The organism is Exiguobacterium sp. s63 (assembly GCF_018617335.1).
Classification (GTDB): Bacteria; Bacillota; Bacilli; order Exiguobacteriales; family Exiguobacteriaceae; genus Exiguobacterium.
The window spans coordinates 393144-411248 of sequence record NZ_JACSKB010000002.1; the positions used below are offsets into that span (position 1 = coordinate 393144).

Below are 18105 nucleotides of genomic sequence, written 5' to 3' on the forward strand. Positions count from 1 at the left end.
AATGGGTGTAATAACCCTTGAATGTAAGCGTTTTATTTTGGCGAGCATATTTTTTGCGTTATTGTAACAACCCGTTTTATACTAACAAGGAAACGGCAGGAAAGTATAACTTTTCTGAATCACGTTAATACAGATTGCTTTTTTGGACAGATACACGTAAGATTTGAGATAGTGTTTGATCACAAAAAAGACAATTGTCTCATAGTTGAAAGGATGAGGTGAAACGAATGAACAACGTTCAGGTACTTCAAAACGTGGAAGAAAACTTCCAAACGTTCCGTATTCTCGACGAGAAGGGTGAGGTCGTCAACCAAGACGCAATGCCTGACCTAACGGACGAGCAACTTCAGGAACTCATGCGCCGCATGGTCTATACTCGCATTTGGGACCAACGCGCAATCTCACTTAACCGTCAAGGTCGCTTAGGATTCTACGCGCCAGTGGCTGGTCAAGAGGCGACAATGATCGGGACGCAATACGCGCTCGACAAAGAGGACTGGATTCTTCCAGGATATCGTGATATTCCACAACTCGTATTCCACGGACTTCCGCTTTATCAAGCGTTCTTGTTCTCACGTGGTCACGTGGCAGGAAACCGTATCCCTGAAGGTGTCAACGTATTGATGCCGCAAATCATCATCGGTGCACAAATCATTCAAACTGCGGGTGTGGCAATGGGCCTCAAACGCAACGGCAACAAAAATGTCGCCATTACTTACACTGGTGACGGTGGCTCATCACAAGGTGATTTCTACGAAGGATTGAACTTTGCAGGTGCATTTAAATCGCCAGCAATCTTCGTCGTTCAAAACAACCGTTTCGCTATCTCAACTCCTGTTGAAAAGCAAACTGCAGCTAAAACGATCGCGCAAAAAGCTGTTGCAGCTGGAATCAACGGAATTCAGGTAGATGGAATGGACGTTCTCGCAGTGCTCGCAGCGACTCAACAAGCTCGCGTTGACGCACTCGAAGGAACACCAACACTTATCGAGTCACTCACTTACCGTTACGGACCACATACGCTTGCTGGGGATGACCCAACACGCTACCGTACAAAAGAACTCGACACAGAGTATCAAGAAAAAGATCCACTCGTACGCTTCCGTCTCTTCCTCGAGAACAAAAAACTCTGGAACGAAGACATGGAAAACGAAGTGATCGAGCAAGCGAAAGCTGATGTAAAAGAAGCGATCAGCCAAGCTGACAAAGAACCAAAACAAAAAGTTTCGGACTTCATCAACAACATGTTCGAAGAACTTCCTTCAAACTTGAAAGAACAGCTTGAAGAATATACTGCAAAGGAGTCGAAGTAAGTTATGGCTCAAATGACAATGATCCAAGCGATTACTGATGCGATGCGCGTTGAAATGAAACGCGACGAGAAAGTACTTCTCTTCGGAGAAGACGTTGGTAAAAACGGTGGGGTATTCCGTGCGACGGAAGGTCTCCAAGACGAACTCGGCGAAGACCGTGTCTTCGACACACCACTCGCTGAATCAGGGATTGGTGGTCTTGCAATCGGTCTCGGTCTTACTGGCTTCCGTCCAATCATGGAAGTTCAGTTCTTCGGATTCGTATTCGAAGTATTTGACTCAATCGCAGCTCAAATGGCACGTATGCGTTACCGTTCAGGCGGCGCTTACAGCCAACCAATCACGATTCGTTCACCATTCGGTGGTGGCGTTAAGACACCTGAGCTTCACGCAGATAGCCTCGAAGGCTTGATGGCTCAGACACCTGGTCTTAAAGTCGTTATTCCATCGACTCCATACGATGCAAAAGGTTTGTTGATCGCGTCAATCCGTGACAACGACCCAGTCGTGTTCCTCGAGCACATGAAATTGTATCGTTCATTCCGTGGCGAAGTACCTGAAGGTGATTACACAATCGAACTCGGTAAAGCAGATGTGAAACGTGAAGGTACAGACGTTTCAATCATCACTTACGGTGCGATGGTGCACACTTCACTTAAAGCAGCGGAAGAGCTTGAAAAAGAAAACATCAACGTAGAAGTCATCGACCTCATGACAGTGAGCCCGCTTGATATCGACACAATTGTAGAATCTGTTAAGAAAACAGGTCGTGCAATCGTCGTTCAAGAAGCACAACGTCAAGCAGGTATCGCGGCGAACGTTGTAACTGAAATTCAAGAACGCGCAATTCTTCACCTCGAAGCACCAGTTCTTCGAGTAACTGCACCAGACACAGTCTTCGCATTCGCACAAGGTGAAGACATGTGGTTACCTGACCATAAAGATGTCGTTGCAAAAGTTAAGGAAGTTGTGAACTTCTAAGATCGTGTCGAATAAACGATAAGGGAGAATTGTCTCCCTTGTCGTGTTTACATGATGAATTGATGGGAGGAAAAACCAGTGGCAGTATTTGAATTTAAATTACCAGATATCGGTGAAGGTATTCACGAAGGTGAAATCGTCAAGTGGTTCGTAAAAGCAGGGGATACGGTCAAAGAGGACGATGTTCTTTTAGAAGTACAAAACGACAAAGCAGTCGTTGAAATCCCAGCTCCAGTCGACGGTACAGTCAAAGAAGTCAAAGTTTCTGAAGGTACAGTTGCTGTAGTCGGCGACATCCTCATTACTTTTGACATCGAAGGCGATGCACCAGCAGGAGAAGAAGAAACTCCTGAACAACCAAAAGCAGAAGAGAAGACAGAAGACGTAAAAGAAGATGTGAAAGAAGACGCGCCACGCGACGTTCAACTTCACAAATCTGAACGCGTCATCGCAATGCCATCTGTCCGTAAATATGCACGTGAAAAAGGTGTCGACATCCGTGAAGTAAACGGTTCTGGCGACAACGGTCGCGTCTTGAAAGAAGACATCGATGCATTCGCGAACGGTGAAGCACCGTCTGCAGAAGCTACAACAGAGAAAACAGATTCTGTAGCACCAGCAGCAGCTGCTAAAACGGAAATCAAGCCTTACGAGTCAGCGACTCCAGAACTTGAAACACGTGAGAAAATCCGTGGAATCCGTAAAGCCATCTCGAAAGCGATGGTTAACTCGAAACACACTGCACCACACGTTACACTCATGGACGAAGTCGACGTTACAAAACTCGTTGCACTCCGTAAAGACTTCAAACAAGTCGCGGCTGACCAAGGCGTAAAACTTACGTACTTGCCATTCGTCGTGAAAGCATTGACTGCTGCAGCGAAAGCTTTCCCAACAATCAACGCTTCAATCGATGACGTGAACGAAGAAATCGTTTACAAAAACTACTACAACATCGGTATCGCAGCTGACACGGACAACGGACTCGTTGTACCAGTCGTAAAAGATGCAGACCGTAAATCAATCTATGCACTTGCTACAAACATTAACGAACTTGCAGGCAAAGCTCGTGAAGGTAAGCTCGCTGGGGAAGACATGAAAGGCGGATCGATCACAATCACAAACATCGGTTCTGCTGGTGGACAATGGTTCACACCTGTCATCAACCACCCAGAAGTTGCGATTCTCGGTATCGGCCGTATCGCTGAGAAAGCTGTCGTGAAAAACGGTGAAATCGTTGCAGCGCCAGTACTTGCACTTTCATTCAGCTTTGACCACCGCCTTATCGACGGTGCGACTGCACAAAACGCTCTTAACATGGTGAAACGCTTGCTCGAAGACCCAGCACTTCTAATGATGGAGGGATAAGAACATGGTAGTAGGAGAATTCGCACAAGAAACTGATTTGCTTGTCATCGGTGCCGGTCCTGGTGGATACGTTGCCGCAATCCGTGGCGCACAGCTCGGAATGAAAGTTACAATCGTTGAGAAAGGCAACTTCGGTGGTGTCTGCTTGAACGTCGGATGTATCCCATCGAAAGCGTTGATCACAGCAGGACACAACTTCCAACACGCTAAAGGACATGACTCAATGGGTATCTCGTCTGATAACGTGTCAGTAGACTTCTCAAAAGTTCAAGACTGGAAACAGTCAGTCGTTAACAAATTGACTGGCGGTGTCAAAGGTCTCCTCAAAGGGAACAAAATTGAGATCGTTCAAGGTGAAGCTTTCTTCGCTTCTGAAGACACAGTTCGTGTCATCACAGAAGACAGCTCAACTCCTTACAAATTCAAAAAAGCGATCGTCGCGACTGGTTCTACACCAATCGAGATTCCATCGTTCAAATGGTCAAAACGCGTCCTTTCTTCAACTGGCGCATTGGCACTTCCTGAAGTACCGAAGAAACTCGTCGTCATCGGCGGCGGATACATCGGTATGGAGCTCGGTACTGCATACGCTAACTTCGATACAGAAGTTGTCGTTGTAGAGGGCGCTAGCGACATCTTGTCTGGTTTCGAACCACAAATGACGCAAATCGTTAAGAAGAAACTCAAACAAAAAGGGAACGTCACAATCCACACGAACGCACTTGCTAAAGGTGTCGAAGAAACGGAAGACGGCGTAACCGTTAAGTTTGAAGTAAACGGTGAAGAGCAATCTGTTGAAGCGGACTACGTCCTCGTCACAGTTGGGCGTCGTCCAAACACAGGCGACATCGGTCTTGAGAACGCGGACGTTAAAATCAGCGACCGTGGAATCATCGAAATCGATGACCAGTGTAAAACATCGAACGAAAACATCTATGCAATCGGTGATATCGTTCCTGGACCACCACTTGCACACAAAGCATCTTACGAAGCGAAAATCGCAGCGGAAGCAGCAGCAGGTAAGCCAGCTTACCTCGACTACTCTGCAATCCCAGCAGTTGTCTTCACGGATCCAGAACTCGCAACTGTTGGTTACACAGAGCCACTCGCAAAAGAAGAAGGACTCGAAATCACGGTTTCGAAATTCCCATTCGCAGCGAACGGTCGTGCACTCGCACTTGACGAGCCAGACGGCTTCATGAAGCTCATCACACGCAAAGAGGACGGTCTCTTGATCGGTGCTCAAATCGCGGGTACTGGCGCATCAGATATGATCGCTGAGCTTGGCCTTGCAATCGAGGCTGGTATGACTGCTGAAGATATCGCACTTACAATCCACGCTCACCCATCACTCGGTGAGATGGCAATGGAAGCTGCTGAAATCGCAATGGGTATGCCAATCCACGTTGTAAAATAAGAACGTCAATAAAACCTCTCTCACGACTCGTGGGAGAGGTTTTTAATGTAGGTAACGACACGCTCGACTTCCTTGAATCCAATTTTCTCGTGAAAGCGTTGACTATCTTTGTTTTCAAGCTCGGTATCCGATGCTAGCTCTTTGCACCCGTGATGTACTGCGAAGGTTGACGCAGCGTCGATCAGGTGAGAGGCGACACCTTGATGGCGCTCTGACTCGGCGACATAGATTCCTTCCACATACGCTGTCGGGGCAGTGGTTGAGCCTGGCACATAGTCATGGCGGAAGCTAAGCTGACAAAATCCGATCGCTTTTGTGTCGGAGGAGGCGATGAAATAGTGCATGTTCTTTGAAACGAGGCCGAGTTTGACTTCCACCCGTAATTCTTCAATGGGAGCGTCGGGCCATAGTTCGTGCATCAACTGCACGAGTGCTTCTTGATTTGATAATGTGGCATACTCAATTTTCATTCTCATCTCTCCTTAGGTTTCGTACTTGTAGTATAAAGGAAAATACTTGTGAAGAGAGAAGGGAGGGAATCCTGATGGCGTTCGATGAGGAATTATTATATACCGTATCTGAGACGAGTCGCGTACGATTTACTGGGATTGAAACGGAAGCCGCCCGTTATGATTTTGGTTTCGTTTATACACACCAATTCATGGGCAAGGTGTTAGTCGTCTGTATGCAAACGGGTCAATCGGCCCTTCTTGATGTGCATGCTCTTGAAGAACCCCGTCAATTGTATCCGATGCTTGGCATCAATTTGAATGACACGGAACATGTCGCGGAATTTTTACGAATTTGTTTGATCGAAAAAACAGAAGCATCTGAAGAAATTGATGCTTGAAAAAATGTAAGCGTTTTCTTATAATAGTCAGTAGGGGAAGCAATTCGATCATCTACAGCCACCTTTTCTGTGATGACATAAAAAACGAGCCGGTCACGATGACCGGCTCGTTTTTTTGGTTAGCGAATCGCTTTTGTTTGTTGGATGACTTTGATCATCTGAAGCGACTCATCTTCAAGGCCTTGAACTGGGAGTCCAGCTTCAATGTTGGCCATGATGTACTCAAGTGTCGACGTCGTAATCAGCTCACCTGGAATGATGATTGGAATCCCTGGTGGGTACACCATGATGAATTCCGCTGATATACGTCCAACTGCATTCTCGAGTGGAATCGTTTCCGTCTCTTCATAGAATGCATCGCGTGGGCTGAGTGCTAGTGGTGGAATTTCAGGAAGCATGATCGATAATGAATCATTTCCTGACGTTTGATAAACAGATACGACGTCACGCATCGCGTCAATCAATGCCTGAATCGTTGACTCATCATCTGCTGACGTAACGATGAAGAGTACGTTCAATAAATCGGACATCTCGACTTCGATGCGATGTTTCTCACGAAGATATTTCTCGACTTCAAATCCTGTCACACCGAGCTCACGAACGGATACGAGAACTTTTGTCTCATCGAGGGCATACGTCGACTCAGAATGTAGTTCGGCATGTCCATACACAGACAAGTTCGGCATATGATTGATGGCCGTACGAGCCATACGAGCAAGGTCGAGTGCCCGTTCGTTCATCGTATGACCTTTCGTCGCAAGCTGTCGCCGCGCCGCATCAAGTGAAGCAAGGAGCAAGTAGGATGTAGATGTCGTTGTGATCATAGATAGCATCGCATGGATTCGTTCTGGAGAAACAAGTCCACGTCGAACATTTAAAATCGAACTACCCGTCATCGAACCACCAAGTTTGTGCACGCTCGTCGCGGCCACATCTGCTCCGGCTTGCATCGCAGAGAGTGGGAGTTCATCGTGGAACGGGAGATGAACACCGTGTGCCTCGTCGACGAGAACAGGAACGTCTTGCGCGTGCGCGACGGACACGATGCGCTCTAAGTCTCCGGCGACACCGAAGTAGGTCGGGTTAATGACGAGTACGGCTTTCGTGTCTGGGTGAAGTTCAAGCGCACGTTCTACGGCACTTGCTGTGATTCCGTGTGCAATTCCGTACGTCTCGTCGAACTCTGGGTGGATGAAGACCGGGTGAGCTCCTGTTAGGACGAGCGCAGACATGACAGATTTATGGACGTTACGTGGTACGATGATTTTTTCATTCGGACCAACGACCCCCATAATCATCGCCATGATCGCACTCGACGTTCCCTGAACAGAGAAGAAGGTCTCATCAGCACGGAACGCCTCTGCCGCTAAGCGTTCCGCTTCAGCGATTGCCGCTTTCGGATGATGAAGGTCATCGAGTGGGGCAATATTAATCAAGTCAATTTTTAAGGCGTTTTCGCCAATAAAGTCACGAAATTCCGGGTCCATTCCTTTCCCGCTTTTATGACCAGGAATGTGGAAGGCAATTGGGTTCGAGTCGACATGTTCAAGCAACGTGTCAAATAGTGGCGTTTCGAGCTGAGTAGCACCTTTTAATTTCAATCGTAAATCCCCCTTGGAATCAGTTTATTTATAGGATGAATAATCATGTTCTGATATATGTTGATTTTGAAAAAACAAGCAACAAAAAAACTATAGAGATTTCTAGCGTAACTTGCAATAGTTTTTTTTGTTGATACAATGAGTGACGAGGTGAACAATATGCAAATCAATTATCCGATCAACCCTGATTGGACGACAGATGAACTAATTGATGTCGTCGAGTTTTATAACGTCGTCGCTCAAGCGAATGAAGGTGGTGTCGAACGGGAAGTGTTTCTCGATTCGTACCGTGCCTTCAAGCAAATCGTAACATCTAAGTCGGAGGAGAAACAACTGAACGCGGTTCACGACGAACAGACTGGTTATTCCACGTATCGTACGGTTCAAGCGGCCATGAAATCTTCAAGTAAAATGATCAAATTGTAAGACCGAGCATGCCCGAGCAAATTCCGGCATGCTTTTTTGTTATTTCTCCTATAAATCGGGTACAGTTCTTTAACACGAATTGAGGTTTAGAGGCCTCGGAATTGGGAATATATCCATTAAGATAAAAAATTCAAAATAGTCAGACAATTCTCTTTCTTTTTCGAATTTTATCTGATATACTCAATTCAACTCATTAAACCGTAACTTGTAGCCCAACAAAAGGAGTGTGGCATCTTATGAAACAAGTGATTGAGGCATTCAAAAGAAAAGACGCAGAAAAACGGATCCCGGTGCTGCGCTTGGAGATTGATTATGAATTGGCAACTCTCTTCGATGCGATGGCGTCACAAGATGATGCTACAGTTCAGGCTAGCAAGCATCGGTTAGAGAAGTACCGCCAAGAATTATTGCGTCTCGAAGCCTAACCATTACACACACATTCAACCAGTATTCCGAGCGGATACTGGTTTTTGTTTGGTACAATACAGTTGAGGTGATCATAGATGATAGAATGGTTTGCAGTCGACTTGATCAAGCAGGCGGGAGAGTTGATTCGTCGCGAGATTGATCAAAGTTATGAAGTGGAACGAAAAACGGGAAAAGGGGACTTGGTCACTGAAATCGACCGGGCGGTAGAACAACTCATCGTTCGTCGCATCCAAGAAAATTTTCCGAACCATCAAATTATGGGAGAGGAAGGCACGACAGACTCACCAGAACGATTAACGGGGACGGTCTGGTTCGTTGACCCGATCGATGGGACATTGAATTTCATCCATCAAAAACGCATGTTTGCCATTTCGGTTGCCATTATGATCGATGGGGTCGTGGAGTATGGATTCGTCTATGACGTCATGGCAGATGAGATGTTTATGGCTCGGAGAGGGTATGGCGCGACGCTCAATGGCCGAACATTGACGACCATTCATGAACATCACGTGCGGGATGCCTTTTTAAGCATGAACGCCACATGGGTCACGCCGAATCATCAAATTGCTCCGGAAATCCTTGCTCCGATTGTGCGAGATTCCATTGGGACACGGGCTCATGGTGCCGCTTCGCTTGAACTTGCCTGGCTCGCTGCAGGTCGCGTCGATGGTTATATCACGATGCGTAATATGCCGTGGGATTATGCTGCTGGTAAATTACTCGTGGAAGAAGTAGGGGGGCGCGTCGTTTCTTTATATGGCGAACCTATCCGGTACGAAGGAAAGACGTCAGTATTGGCGGGGAGCGAATCATTCGTGAACGATGTCATCAAACATTATGTCATCGCAAAAGGCGTGGCCGCAGAAGCGAAACCGGATCTTCGGATTGTCGAACATGAGTCGTATGAAGAGGTCCGTGACCTTCTCATCTTAGCAAATCCGAATGAAGCGATGGTCCGAGATCAATTTCAAACAGGACGGACGTTTAAAGCGCTACTCGGTGGGGACATCGTGGGTGCGTATATGTTGGCCACACATGAATCGGGACGAATCGAGCTCGTTAATATCGCAGTGAAACCGGAACGTCAAAACCAGACAATCGGTCAGCGAATGCTTCAAGACGCGGTAAAACGAGCCGCTTCCATCGGAGGAAACGAACTACTCGTCTGTACCGGGAACTCAAGTATCATGCAATTACGTTTTTATCAACAAGCTGGATTCCGATTTGACTCGGTAGAGCGAGATTATTTCCCTAATCATGGATATGATGTCATCGAAGAAGATGGGCTCCTTTTACGAGACCGGATCTGCTTGACTCGTCCGTTATAACTTCACGTAAAAGGGTTACTCCGACATCATGTCAGAGTAACCCTTGTTCGTTATGATTGACGGTCTGAAAGAATGCGACGACGCAATTGGATACCGAAGTATGTCGCGACGCCACTTAATGCGAGACTGCCTAAGATAATCGCGGCACTTCCTTCGGCCACACCGATTCCGATACCGACAAAGCCGGCAACGACTGCCAACGCGACGAATAGAAACATAGCTTGCATGGAGACTCCTCCTTATTTTCTCTTCTCTATCCTATTGTATGATAAAAAACGGCCGATGAAAACGTTCACAGTCGATTCCACTCGACAAAGGTACTGTGACGTGTGCTATACTCTTAAAGTTGAAGAAAAGCTGAAACTTTTTAAATAAGAGAGGAATAACTACATGAACGTAAGAACAAACCTTCGTAACGTAGCCATCATCGCTCACGTTGACCACGGTAAAACAACGTTAGTTGATGAATTATTAAAACAGTCTGGTACATTCCGGACAAACGAGGCAGTCGCAGAACGTGCGATGGACTCAAACGATATCGAGCGTGAGCGCGGAATCACAATTCTCGCGAAAAACACGGCAATCGATTACAAAGATACACGCATCAACATCGTTGATACGCCAGGACACGCAGACTTTGGTGGGGAAGTAGAACGAATCATGCGTATGGTAGACGGCGTTATTCTCGTTGTCGACGCACGTGAAGGCTGTATGCCACAAACTCGTTTCGTATTGAAGAAAGCTCTCGATCAAGGACTTCGTCCAATCGTCGTTGTCAACAAAATCGACAAGCCGATGGTTCGTCCACTTGACGTTGTCGACGAAGTTGTCGACCTATTGATTGACCTTGGCGCAGATGAAGATCAACTTGAATTCCCTGTCGTCTATACGTCAGCAGTCAGCGGTTCAAGTTCGTTCGATCCTGATCCAGCAAACCAAGAAGAAACAATCACACACGTACTCGATACGATTCTTGAAAACACACCGGCTCCAATCGATAACTCTGATGAGCCGCTTCAGTTCCAAGTAACAATGCTCGACTATGACAACTACCTCGGCCGAATCGGTGTAGGTCGCGTCTTCCGTGGGAAAATTAAAGTCGGTGAGCAAGTATCGCTCTGTAAGACAGATGGTTCAGTGAAACAACTTCGTGTCACGAAACTATTTGGTTACTTCGGACTTAAACGTATCGAAATCGAAGAAGCAAAAGCTGGTGACTTGATCGCCATCGCTGGTATGGAAGACATCAACGTCGGTGAAACTGTCACACCAGTCGGTAAAGAAGAGCCGCTCCCGCTCCTTCGCATCGATGAGCCAACACTTCAAATGCGCTTCATGACGAACAACTCTCCGTTTGCAGGACGCGAAGGCGATTTCGTGACAGCACGTAAAATCGAAGAGCGTTTGATGAAACAACTCGAGACGGACGTTTCACTCCGTGTCGAAAACACAGATTCACCAGACCAATGGATCGTATCAGGACGCGGTGAGCTTCACCTCGGAATCTTGATCGAGAACATGCGTCGTGAAGGTTACGAACTCCAAGTATCGAAACCACAAGTTATCATCCGTGAAGACGAGAATGGTACGAAAGTCGAGCCGTTCGAGCGCGTCATCATCGATGTGCCAGAAGAATATACAGGTTCAGTTATGGAGTCAATCGGTCTCCGTAAAGGTGAACTCGCCAACATGAACACGAACGACAACGGTCAGACTCGTATGGAATTCATCGTTCCATCACGTGGTTTGATTGGTTACCGTAACGAATTCTTATCGGCGACACGTGGATACGGAATCTTGAACCATACGTTCGAAGAGTACCGTCCTTATATCGCAGCTGACATCGGTGGACGTCGCAGTGGTGTCATGGTTTGTATCGAAAACGGGAAGTCGACGGCTTACTCGATCGGTGCCCTTGAAGACCGTGGAACGATCTTCATCGAACCAGGTACAGATGTGTATGAAGGAATGATTATCGGTGAATGTAACCGTGACGTCGACCTTGCCATCAACGCCGTTAAAGGGAAGCAATTGACAAACATGCGTGCATCTGCAAAAGACTCAACACAAGTCTTGAAACGTCCACGCGTCTTCTCACTCGAAGAGTCGCTCACGTTCTTGAACGATGACGAGTACTGTGAAATCACACCGGAGTCGATTCGTCTCCGTAAGAAAATCTTGAACAAGAACGAACGCGAGAAAGCAGACAAGCGTCGTAAACTTGGTAAAGAATAAGTTAGCAGAAAGGGAACGCTTCGGCGTTCCCTTTTGCATGGAATAGTGTAGAATGGATGTGTATGAAATAAAGGGGGACTCTTTGTCTTGAAAGCTTCTCAAACAATCGATATCACACAGATTGACGTTCCGTGGATTGCCTCGATGCTCGGTGTCGGCAGTAATCCGAACGATTTCTCGGTCGGGTTCAATGCACTCGTCGTCGTGGTCATCTTACTGACGATTCTCGTATTCAAACTGGGATTCGCAAAACAATTGGCATGGTGGAAATCGCTCATCGTCTATATTCTCCTTTCACTTGGAGCGGGAACGATGGCACTCGTTTTCTTCACATGGCCAATTCCAGAAGTTCTTCTCGTGATGGCCGTCGTACTGGCTATCTATCGTGGTCGTCTCTGGTGGAACCGTCGTCAAGGTGCAATGGAATCATAAAAAATGCGGGCGTCTCTTCGGAGGCGCCCGTTTGCATTACCAGTTTCGTTTTTGTCGAAATGTAGGATATAACTTGAATTGTCCAGATGCGGCGCGTTCAGCCGTTCGTTCGCTGATTCGCTCCTGACACTCTTGACACATATACGTTTTAGCCGGTTTGTTACGCAAGCGTTTTGCTTCAAACGACCATGAGTCGATCGTTTCGACTTTATCGCAAAGAGAACATTTCACACGCATCTTTTCACCTTCCTCTATACGTTGAGTATAGCATGATTTCATCTGTGAAAAGCAGGGAATTGAATCGGTAAGGGAGAATGGTACAACCATACCCGGTAAAAGGAGGGGAGTTGAATGGCGAGTAAGGCTACGTTTGAATTGACGTCCGCGCAAGAGCGATTATTAAACGATATGCCGTTAACATTTCTCGTCGGTTTTGATGAAGCGAAGCGTTGGCCAATCAGTCACGCAATCAGTTGGGTGCAAGCACTCGACGCCGTTACGATTCGATTTGCGTTAACAAAAAACTCGCATATCGTTACCATCTTGACAACCGAAAAGACGGCTGGTCTCATCTTTATCGAAGACGGCCAATCTTATCATGTTCTACTATCATCCATCCGAGAGTTTGAGCCATCCATCAAACCGAGCCTTCATCTTCGTTTTTTTGAAGGACATGTCGAAGAAGTGAGGAACATCTCATTTTACGGTGCAACATACGAACAGCCCGAAATCACGAAAACATACGATATTCGTGCGGCGGAAAAGCTTGACCGTGAAGTGAAAGAAAGTCTTCATTCTTGAATACTATCCTATATTCGAGGGGCGGCAAAGTCTATGAAAAAAACGTATGTCCTTGATACGAACGTACTACTCCATGATCCGCTATCCTTATTTCAATTCGAAGAACATGACGTGGTCATTCCGGCCATTGTTTTAGAAGAACTTGATGGTAAAAAACGAAACATGGACGAGGTCGGGCGTAACGCCCGAGAAACATCACGTGTCCTCGACCAACTCCGGACGACAGGGAAACTCCATGACGGCGTGCCGCTTGAAAATGGGGGGCGTCTGTTTGTCGAAATCGGTCAACACCAGGTTGATATTCCGTTCGATGTCATGACGAATGATAATCGCATCTTAATGGTAGCGTTAGGATTAATGAAACAATACGAGCATGACACGAACCATAGAGTCGTCGTCGTCTCGAAAGATATATTAGTCCGTGTCAAAGCGGACGCCATTGGAATCGATGCAGAAGATTATTTGACCGACCATATCGTCGATACGACGGATTTATATGCCGGCTATCGAGAAATGGAAGTCGATCAGGCACTCATCGATGAATTTTATAAGGTGCGTCAACTTCCGACATCCGCATTGACGAAACAGACGTTGTACCCTAACTCGTTCGTCGTCTTGAAAAGTAACGTCTCGAAAGCGAGTGCACTTGCTGTGGTCGATTCGCTTCAACCGATTTTACGACCACTGGCACTTGATGCAGATCACATTTGGGGAATTCATCCACGAAACGTCCAGCAGCGGATGGCGCTCGATCTATTGCTTCGAGATGACATTCCGTTCGTCACCTTACTTGGGAAAGCCGGTACCGGGAAGACGCTTCTTGCCTTAGCGGCAGGACTCTCACTCGTTGAGGACGAGCAACGTTACAATAAACTCGTCGTTGCTCGCCCGGTCGTGCCGATGGGGAACGATATTGGCTACTTGCCAGGGGAGATGGAAGAAAAGCTTCGCCCTTGGATGCAACCGATTTACGATAACTTAGAATTTTTATTTAGCGCTAATTCAAAAGATGAGTTAGGAAATATTCTAGCCGGCATGAAGTCGATTCAACTTGAAGCACTTACCTACATTCGAGGAAGAAGCATGCCGGATCAGTTTATCATCATCGATGAGGCACAAAACTTAACGAAACATGAGATTAAGACGATTCTCACACGTGTCGGAGAAAACTCCAAAATCGTACTCGTCGGTGACCCGTACCAGATCGACCATCCGTATCTTGATGAATATTCGAATGGATTGACGTATGCGGTAGAACGATTCAAAGGTCAGAACGTCTTCGGTCACGTCCAGCTTGTAAAAGGGGAGCGCTCGTCGCTCGCAAGATTGGCGGCCGACTTACTATAAACCAACACAAAAACGCCGGGCAGCGATGCTCGGCGTTATTTTGTATCCAACTGTAGAGCTTGAACGTTTGTTCGTTCTAAAAATGCATTCGAAATCATAATCAATCCTGTGATGACGAAGAGGGCAGAGAACCCGAAATGGGCCACTACTTGAGACCCGAAGAGCGGTCCAAGTAAATTTCCCATAAACTGTGCCGATTGGTTATAGGAAAAGATTCGTCCAGTCGCCGATACGGGTGTGTGCTGACGAAGAAGTGATTGAACGGACGGCATCAAGGCGGCTGTCGCGAATCCGATTCCGAACCGTAATAGAACCAGCTGGGTTGTCGAGGTGACGAACGCTTGCGGAATCAGGAATAAGCTATAAAGAAGCAGTGCCCAGAATAAAATCCGTTCTGCGCCATATCGGTCGGACAAGCGTCCCAAGCGTTGAGCAGAAAAAAGAGCAGCCAGTCCAGGTGCAGAGGCGACGATCCCGGCCATAAAGGCGAGAGCGGTCGTATGCGGATTCAGTTCGCGGACGTATAACGTCAACAAAGGACCAATCGATTGTGTCGAAAACTGGGTGAGGAACGTTGTCACGAACAATCCGACAACGAGTTGTGGATGACGTAACGACGTAAAGATGGATTTCATTGAAGCCAGTTCTTCGCGTTTCACGGGGACAAAATCTTCTTTGACGAACCAAAGTGTGATTAAGAACGTGAGGAAGAGTGCACTTCCGGTAAAGAGAAAAACGGATCGAAGCCCAATCCAGTCTGCGAGGAGTCCGCCGATGAGCGGACCGAGAAGACCACCGGTGATGCCACCGGTTGACAGGGTACCGAGCGCCCAGCCACTTTTCTCTTTTGGGGTTTGGGAAGCGACCAAGGTGATTCCGGCTGAGATGAAGCCAGAAACGGCACCCATAAGTAAGCGCAACCCGACTAATTGATAGACATCTTGAACGAAGCTGATGAGAAACATGACGATGGCCATACCGAGACTGGCTCGAATGAGCATCAATTTTCTTCCCTTGCGATCGGCCAAGCGCCCCCACATCGGAGATACGATGGCAGCCACGAGGAATGTCGCACCAAATGCGACGGCGGACCAGGTGACGACGTGGTCCGGGTCTGTTACCCCAAGTTGTTCAACGAACAATGGGAGAAATGGTAGGACGAGACTCATCGAAGCGGCGGTCAAGAAACTACCGATCCAAACAACGATTAAATTTCGTTTCCAAAGAGGCATCGTAAGCGTCACGACCTTTCTTATTCAGTTTATAGTCAACACACTATATGTTACACTTTGTGAACTAAAAAGTCCAAAAAAAGAGAAGGGGAGTCCCTTCTCATTGACCGCTGAGCACAGTGATGTGATTCACTTGGCGGATAATCTGATTGTCGTACAGGACATAGACAGGACCATCCGTGAGCACCTTTCCGTCTTTTGAGAATTGTAAATAGACGCGAGATGCATCATGGAGTGGAATCGTCAACACGGTTTCCCCGTAAAAGCGGATATGCGTCGCCAAATCAACTGGTTCGGCATTATTTATAAATGGTGCGAGCGGCATTGCGAATGAATCACGTAGTGCCGCGTCCTTGTCTTGCCGAGACATCGGTTTATTATGGTCGACTCTAGTCCCTTGTGTCAGCCCATCATCCCATGCTTTCCCCATTTTTGCATAGTAGGCCTCTTGGTCATTCTCTGCCACCGCGTCCAATTCTTCAATTTTTCGTTTCCGATCATCAAAAATCCATACGGTCGGGTCGATCGTTATAGGATGTCGAACCGATCCGTCTAGCGGAAAAATCATGCTAATATCCCCCTTCATACACATTACACATTTCATTATAGCGCTCTTTCTCTTAAAATGGAAAAGAGGAAGAATGTCGCAATCATCCATACTGTACATTGAATTATGATGAAAGATAATGTACAGTTGAGTTATGACAAACAGTCTGTCATCGTACGGAGGAGGGGTCGTAGTGGCGACAAATTTGGCTGCAATCCAACGGGAGCAAGCGCTTCAGTTACTCGAGGCGGATGCTGAAAAAATCCGTTGTCTGATTGAAGTGCAGTTAGAAAACCTTAAAATGCCGAAGTGCCCGCTTTATGAAGAGGTGCTTGATACACATATGTTTGGACTATCGCGCCAAATTGATTTTGCGGTTCGTCTTGGACTCATTTCAGACATTGAAGGTAAAGGACTGCTCGATTCATTGGAACAAAAGTTATCTGCCTTGGCAGAAGCTTCAGAATTATGAACCTTATACTCAAACTGTGCAAGTGGCGCTGTTTGAGTATTTTTTTATAAAGGTTGTCGGATTGTTTTACATAAGGAAGTGAATACATGAAAACACGGTTTCGGTATTTTGATTTTGCGTTGTTTTTGTCAGTGCTTTTGCTCGTCGGACTGAGCTCGATTATGATTTATAGTGCGAGCGTATGGAATCGTGGGGATTACGCGAATAACAGTTTGTTTTATCGCCAGCTCGTCTATGTCGGAATTGGGATTTTTGTTTACTTGATTGCCTCGCTGTTCCGTTATGAGATGTTTCGGAAAAAAGGACTTCGTCTCAGTCTCTATGCGTTATCCGTCATTTTACTGTTCGTCACGTGGGCCATGCCTCCGTTAAACGGGGCGCGCGCTTGGCTCATCGTCGGTGGATTCACGATTCAGCCGGTCGAGATTGCGAAGTTCGTTCTGATCATCTTGCTAGCGAACTACTATCATGAATTATGGAATAACGAGTTAAAAGGGCTTCCTGGTCGTCTCGCTCGGGCCGCCATCACGAAAAAAGGATGGCGTGCTCAAATCGGGGCCTTCTTCTTAGTACCGGTTCTCTTTTACTTTTCGTTATATGCCATCGCCATCAATGGGCAGCCGGATATGGGAGGGTTATTCGTCCTCGGGTCCATCATGCTTCTCATGTGGTTCGGTGTTGGGGCTCCACTTCGCATCATGATACCAGGAATATTAGCTGGGGTCGGCGCTGTCTTCTTGTTGTTTACGACTATCTTTTCAGAAAATCAACGGAGCCGGATCGAGGTCGTATTTAATCCGTTCATGGACCCGGAAGGTTACGGGCACCAATTGCTCATGTCAATCATCTCCATCGTACATGGTGGGTTGACCGGTGTCGGACTCGGGAACAGTTTTCAAAAGTATGGGTATTTACCAGAACCTGAAACCGACTATATCATGTCGATTATTGCTGAAGAGTTAGGGTTCTTCGGTGTGTTGACGGTATTGGTACTGCTCTTCTTCATCGCGTTTCGCGCGATTCATATCGCCAATCATGCGGATAGTCATTTTGCGATGTTCGTGTCGTTTGGGATTGCATCACAAATTATTATTCAAACGGCCATCAATATTGGGGCGATGTCCGGTTGGTTCCCAGGGACAGGGGTAACCTTGCCACTGGTCAGTTATGGGGGAACATCGCTCATCATGATGATGGGTGTACTCGGTGTGCTCAGTAGTATCTCGATGCGTAACCGTCATCGAGAAGCGACACGACGAGAAGAAATTCGGGTGAAGTCAGAAGAAAACGTTCAACGTTCGTCACTTCACGTTGTCAGGTAAGAAA

At 46.9% G+C, this 18105-nt stretch carries 20 protein-coding genes; 14 read left to right on the top strand and 6 right to left on the bottom strand.

Translation table 11 applies throughout. From position 1 onward, the window contains the following. Positions 1 to 227 precede the first annotated feature (227 nt). The 4 genes from pdhA (at position 228) to lpdA (ending at position 5079) form a co-directional block, all read left to right on the top strand. Positions 228 to 1313, top strand: a complete 1086-nt coding sequence (gene pdhA, locus KNO90_RS08815) for a pyruvate dehydrogenase (acetyl-transferring) E1 component subunit alpha (RefSeq protein WP_015881258.1) — start codon at positions 228 to 230, stop codon at positions 1311 to 1313. A 3-nt stretch (positions 1314 to 1316) separates the two neighbouring features. Further along, on the top strand, positions 1317 to 2294 hold the full coding sequence (locus KNO90_RS08820; RefSeq protein ID WP_074034993.1) for an alpha-ketoacid dehydrogenase subunit beta: 978 nt from the start codon (positions 1317 to 1319) through the stop codon (positions 2292 to 2294). A 78-nt stretch (positions 2295 to 2372) separates the two neighbouring features. Then, complete coding sequence (locus KNO90_RS08825; protein WP_215113461.1) at positions 2373 to 3662, top strand: dihydrolipoamide acetyltransferase family protein; 1290 nt, start codon at positions 2373 to 2375, stop codon at positions 3660 to 3662. Between the two features lie 4 nt (positions 3663 to 3666). Beyond that, positions 3667 to 5079: a dihydrolipoyl dehydrogenase gene (gene lpdA, locus KNO90_RS08830; RefSeq protein WP_214739896.1), complete on the top strand. Its 1413-nt coding sequence runs from the start codon at positions 3667 to 3669 to the stop codon at positions 5077 to 5079. 20 nt (positions 5080 to 5099) lie between these two features. Here lpdA and aac(6') read toward each other — a convergent pair whose 3' ends face one another. Further along, entirely contained in the window at positions 5100 to 5549 is a 450-nt protein-coding gene (gene aac(6'), locus KNO90_RS08835; RefSeq protein ID WP_215113462.1) for an aminoglycoside 6'-N-acetyltransferase, read from the bottom strand. A 74-nt stretch (positions 5550 to 5623) separates the two neighbouring features. On the opposite strand from aac(6'), the gene KNO90_RS08840 reads away from it, so the two are divergent. Further along, positions 5624 to 5929 (top strand): DUF3055 domain-containing protein, encoded by a 306-nt coding sequence (locus KNO90_RS08840; RefSeq protein WP_214739898.1) that lies wholly within the window; start codon positions 5624 to 5626, stop codon positions 5927 to 5929. Between the two features lie 119 nt (positions 5930 to 6048). On the opposite strand, the gene KNO90_RS08845 is transcribed toward KNO90_RS08840, so the two are convergent. Continuing rightward, positions 6049 to 7530, bottom strand: a complete 1482-nt coding sequence (locus KNO90_RS08845; protein ID WP_214739900.1) for an aminotransferase class I/II-fold pyridoxal phosphate-dependent enzyme — start codon at positions 7528 to 7530, stop codon at positions 6049 to 6051. A gap of 159 nt (positions 7531 to 7689) precedes the next feature. Here KNO90_RS08845 and KNO90_RS08850 point away from each other — a divergent pair, with 159 nt between their 5' ends. From KNO90_RS08850 to KNO90_RS08860, 3 genes are all read left to right on the top strand, one after another. Continuing rightward, positions 7690 to 7956, top strand: coding sequence for a UPF0223 family protein (locus KNO90_RS08850; RefSeq protein WP_214776713.1), 267 nt, complete (start codon positions 7690 to 7692; stop codon positions 7954 to 7956). 236 nt (positions 7957 to 8192) lie between these two features. Continuing rightward, a complete protein-coding gene (locus KNO90_RS08855; protein WP_015881266.1) occupies positions 8193 to 8381 on the top strand; it encodes a hypothetical protein in 189 nt (62 codons plus the stop codon). Between the two features lie 78 nt (positions 8382 to 8459). Then, a complete protein-coding gene (locus tag KNO90_RS08860) occupies positions 8460 to 9713 on the top strand; it encodes an inositol monophosphatase family protein (protein WP_215113463.1) in 1254 nt (417 codons plus the stop codon). Between the two features lie 50 nt (positions 9714 to 9763). Here the strand turns inward: KNO90_RS08860 and KNO90_RS08865 are convergent, their stop codons facing one another. Beyond that, a complete protein-coding gene (locus tag KNO90_RS08865; RefSeq protein WP_214739906.1) occupies positions 9764 to 9940 on the bottom strand; it encodes a DUF5325 family protein in 177 nt (58 codons plus the stop codon). A gap of 163 nt (positions 9941 to 10103) precedes the next feature. Here KNO90_RS08865 and typA point away from each other — a divergent pair, with 163 nt between their 5' ends. Both typA and KNO90_RS08875 read left to right on the top strand, forming a co-directional pair. Further along, positions 10104 to 11948, top strand: a complete 1845-nt coding sequence (gene typA / locus KNO90_RS08870) for a translational GTPase TypA (protein ID WP_214776719.1) — start codon at positions 10104 to 10106, stop codon at positions 11946 to 11948. Positions 11949 to 12035: 87 nt separating this feature from the next. Continuing rightward, positions 12036 to 12380 (top strand): YlaH-like family protein, encoded by a 345-nt coding sequence (locus tag KNO90_RS08875; protein ID WP_214739910.1) that lies wholly within the window; start codon positions 12036 to 12038, stop codon positions 12378 to 12380. Positions 12381 to 12416: 36 nt separating this feature from the next. On the opposite strand, the gene KNO90_RS08880 is transcribed toward KNO90_RS08875, so the two are convergent. Then, a complete protein-coding gene (locus KNO90_RS08880) occupies positions 12417 to 12617 on the bottom strand; it encodes a YlaI family protein (RefSeq protein ID WP_015881271.1) in 201 nt (66 codons plus the stop codon). 114 nt (positions 12618 to 12731) lie between these two features. Between KNO90_RS08880 and KNO90_RS08885 the strand changes: the two genes are divergently transcribed. Then, the gene (locus KNO90_RS08885; RefSeq protein WP_215113464.1) at positions 12732 to 13181 is read left to right on the top strand and encodes a PNPOx family protein; all 450 of its coding nucleotides are present in this window, start codon (positions 12732 to 12734) and stop codon (positions 13179 to 13181) included. Between the two features lie 33 nt (positions 13182 to 13214). Then, the gene (locus KNO90_RS08890) at positions 13215 to 14528 is read left to right on the top strand and encodes a PhoH family protein (RefSeq protein ID WP_215113465.1); all 1314 of its coding nucleotides are present in this window, start codon (positions 13215 to 13217) and stop codon (positions 14526 to 14528) included. 35 nt (positions 14529 to 14563) lie between these two features. Here KNO90_RS08890 and KNO90_RS08895 read toward each other — a convergent pair whose 3' ends face one another. Both KNO90_RS08895 and KNO90_RS08900 read right to left on the bottom strand, forming a co-directional pair. Continuing rightward, positions 14564 to 15760, bottom strand: a complete 1197-nt coding sequence (locus KNO90_RS08895; protein WP_215113466.1) for a multidrug efflux MFS transporter — start codon at positions 15758 to 15760, stop codon at positions 14564 to 14566. A gap of 100 nt (positions 15761 to 15860) precedes the next feature. Then, entirely contained in the window at positions 15861 to 16328 is a 468-nt protein-coding gene (locus KNO90_RS08900; protein ID WP_215113467.1) for a hypothetical protein, read from the bottom strand. 172 nt (positions 16329 to 16500) lie between these two features. On the opposite strand from KNO90_RS08900, the gene KNO90_RS08905 reads away from it, so the two are divergent. Beyond that, positions 16501 to 16779: an Fpa/YlaN family protein gene (locus tag KNO90_RS08905; protein ID WP_015881276.1), complete on the top strand. Its 279-nt coding sequence runs from the start codon at positions 16501 to 16503 to the stop codon at positions 16777 to 16779. A gap of 86 nt (positions 16780 to 16865) precedes the next feature. After that, positions 16866 to 18101, top strand: coding sequence for an FtsW/RodA/SpoVE family cell cycle protein (locus KNO90_RS08910; RefSeq protein WP_214739919.1), 1236 nt, complete (start codon positions 16866 to 16868; stop codon positions 18099 to 18101). The last annotated feature ends 4 nt before the right edge of the window (positions 18102 to 18105 follow it).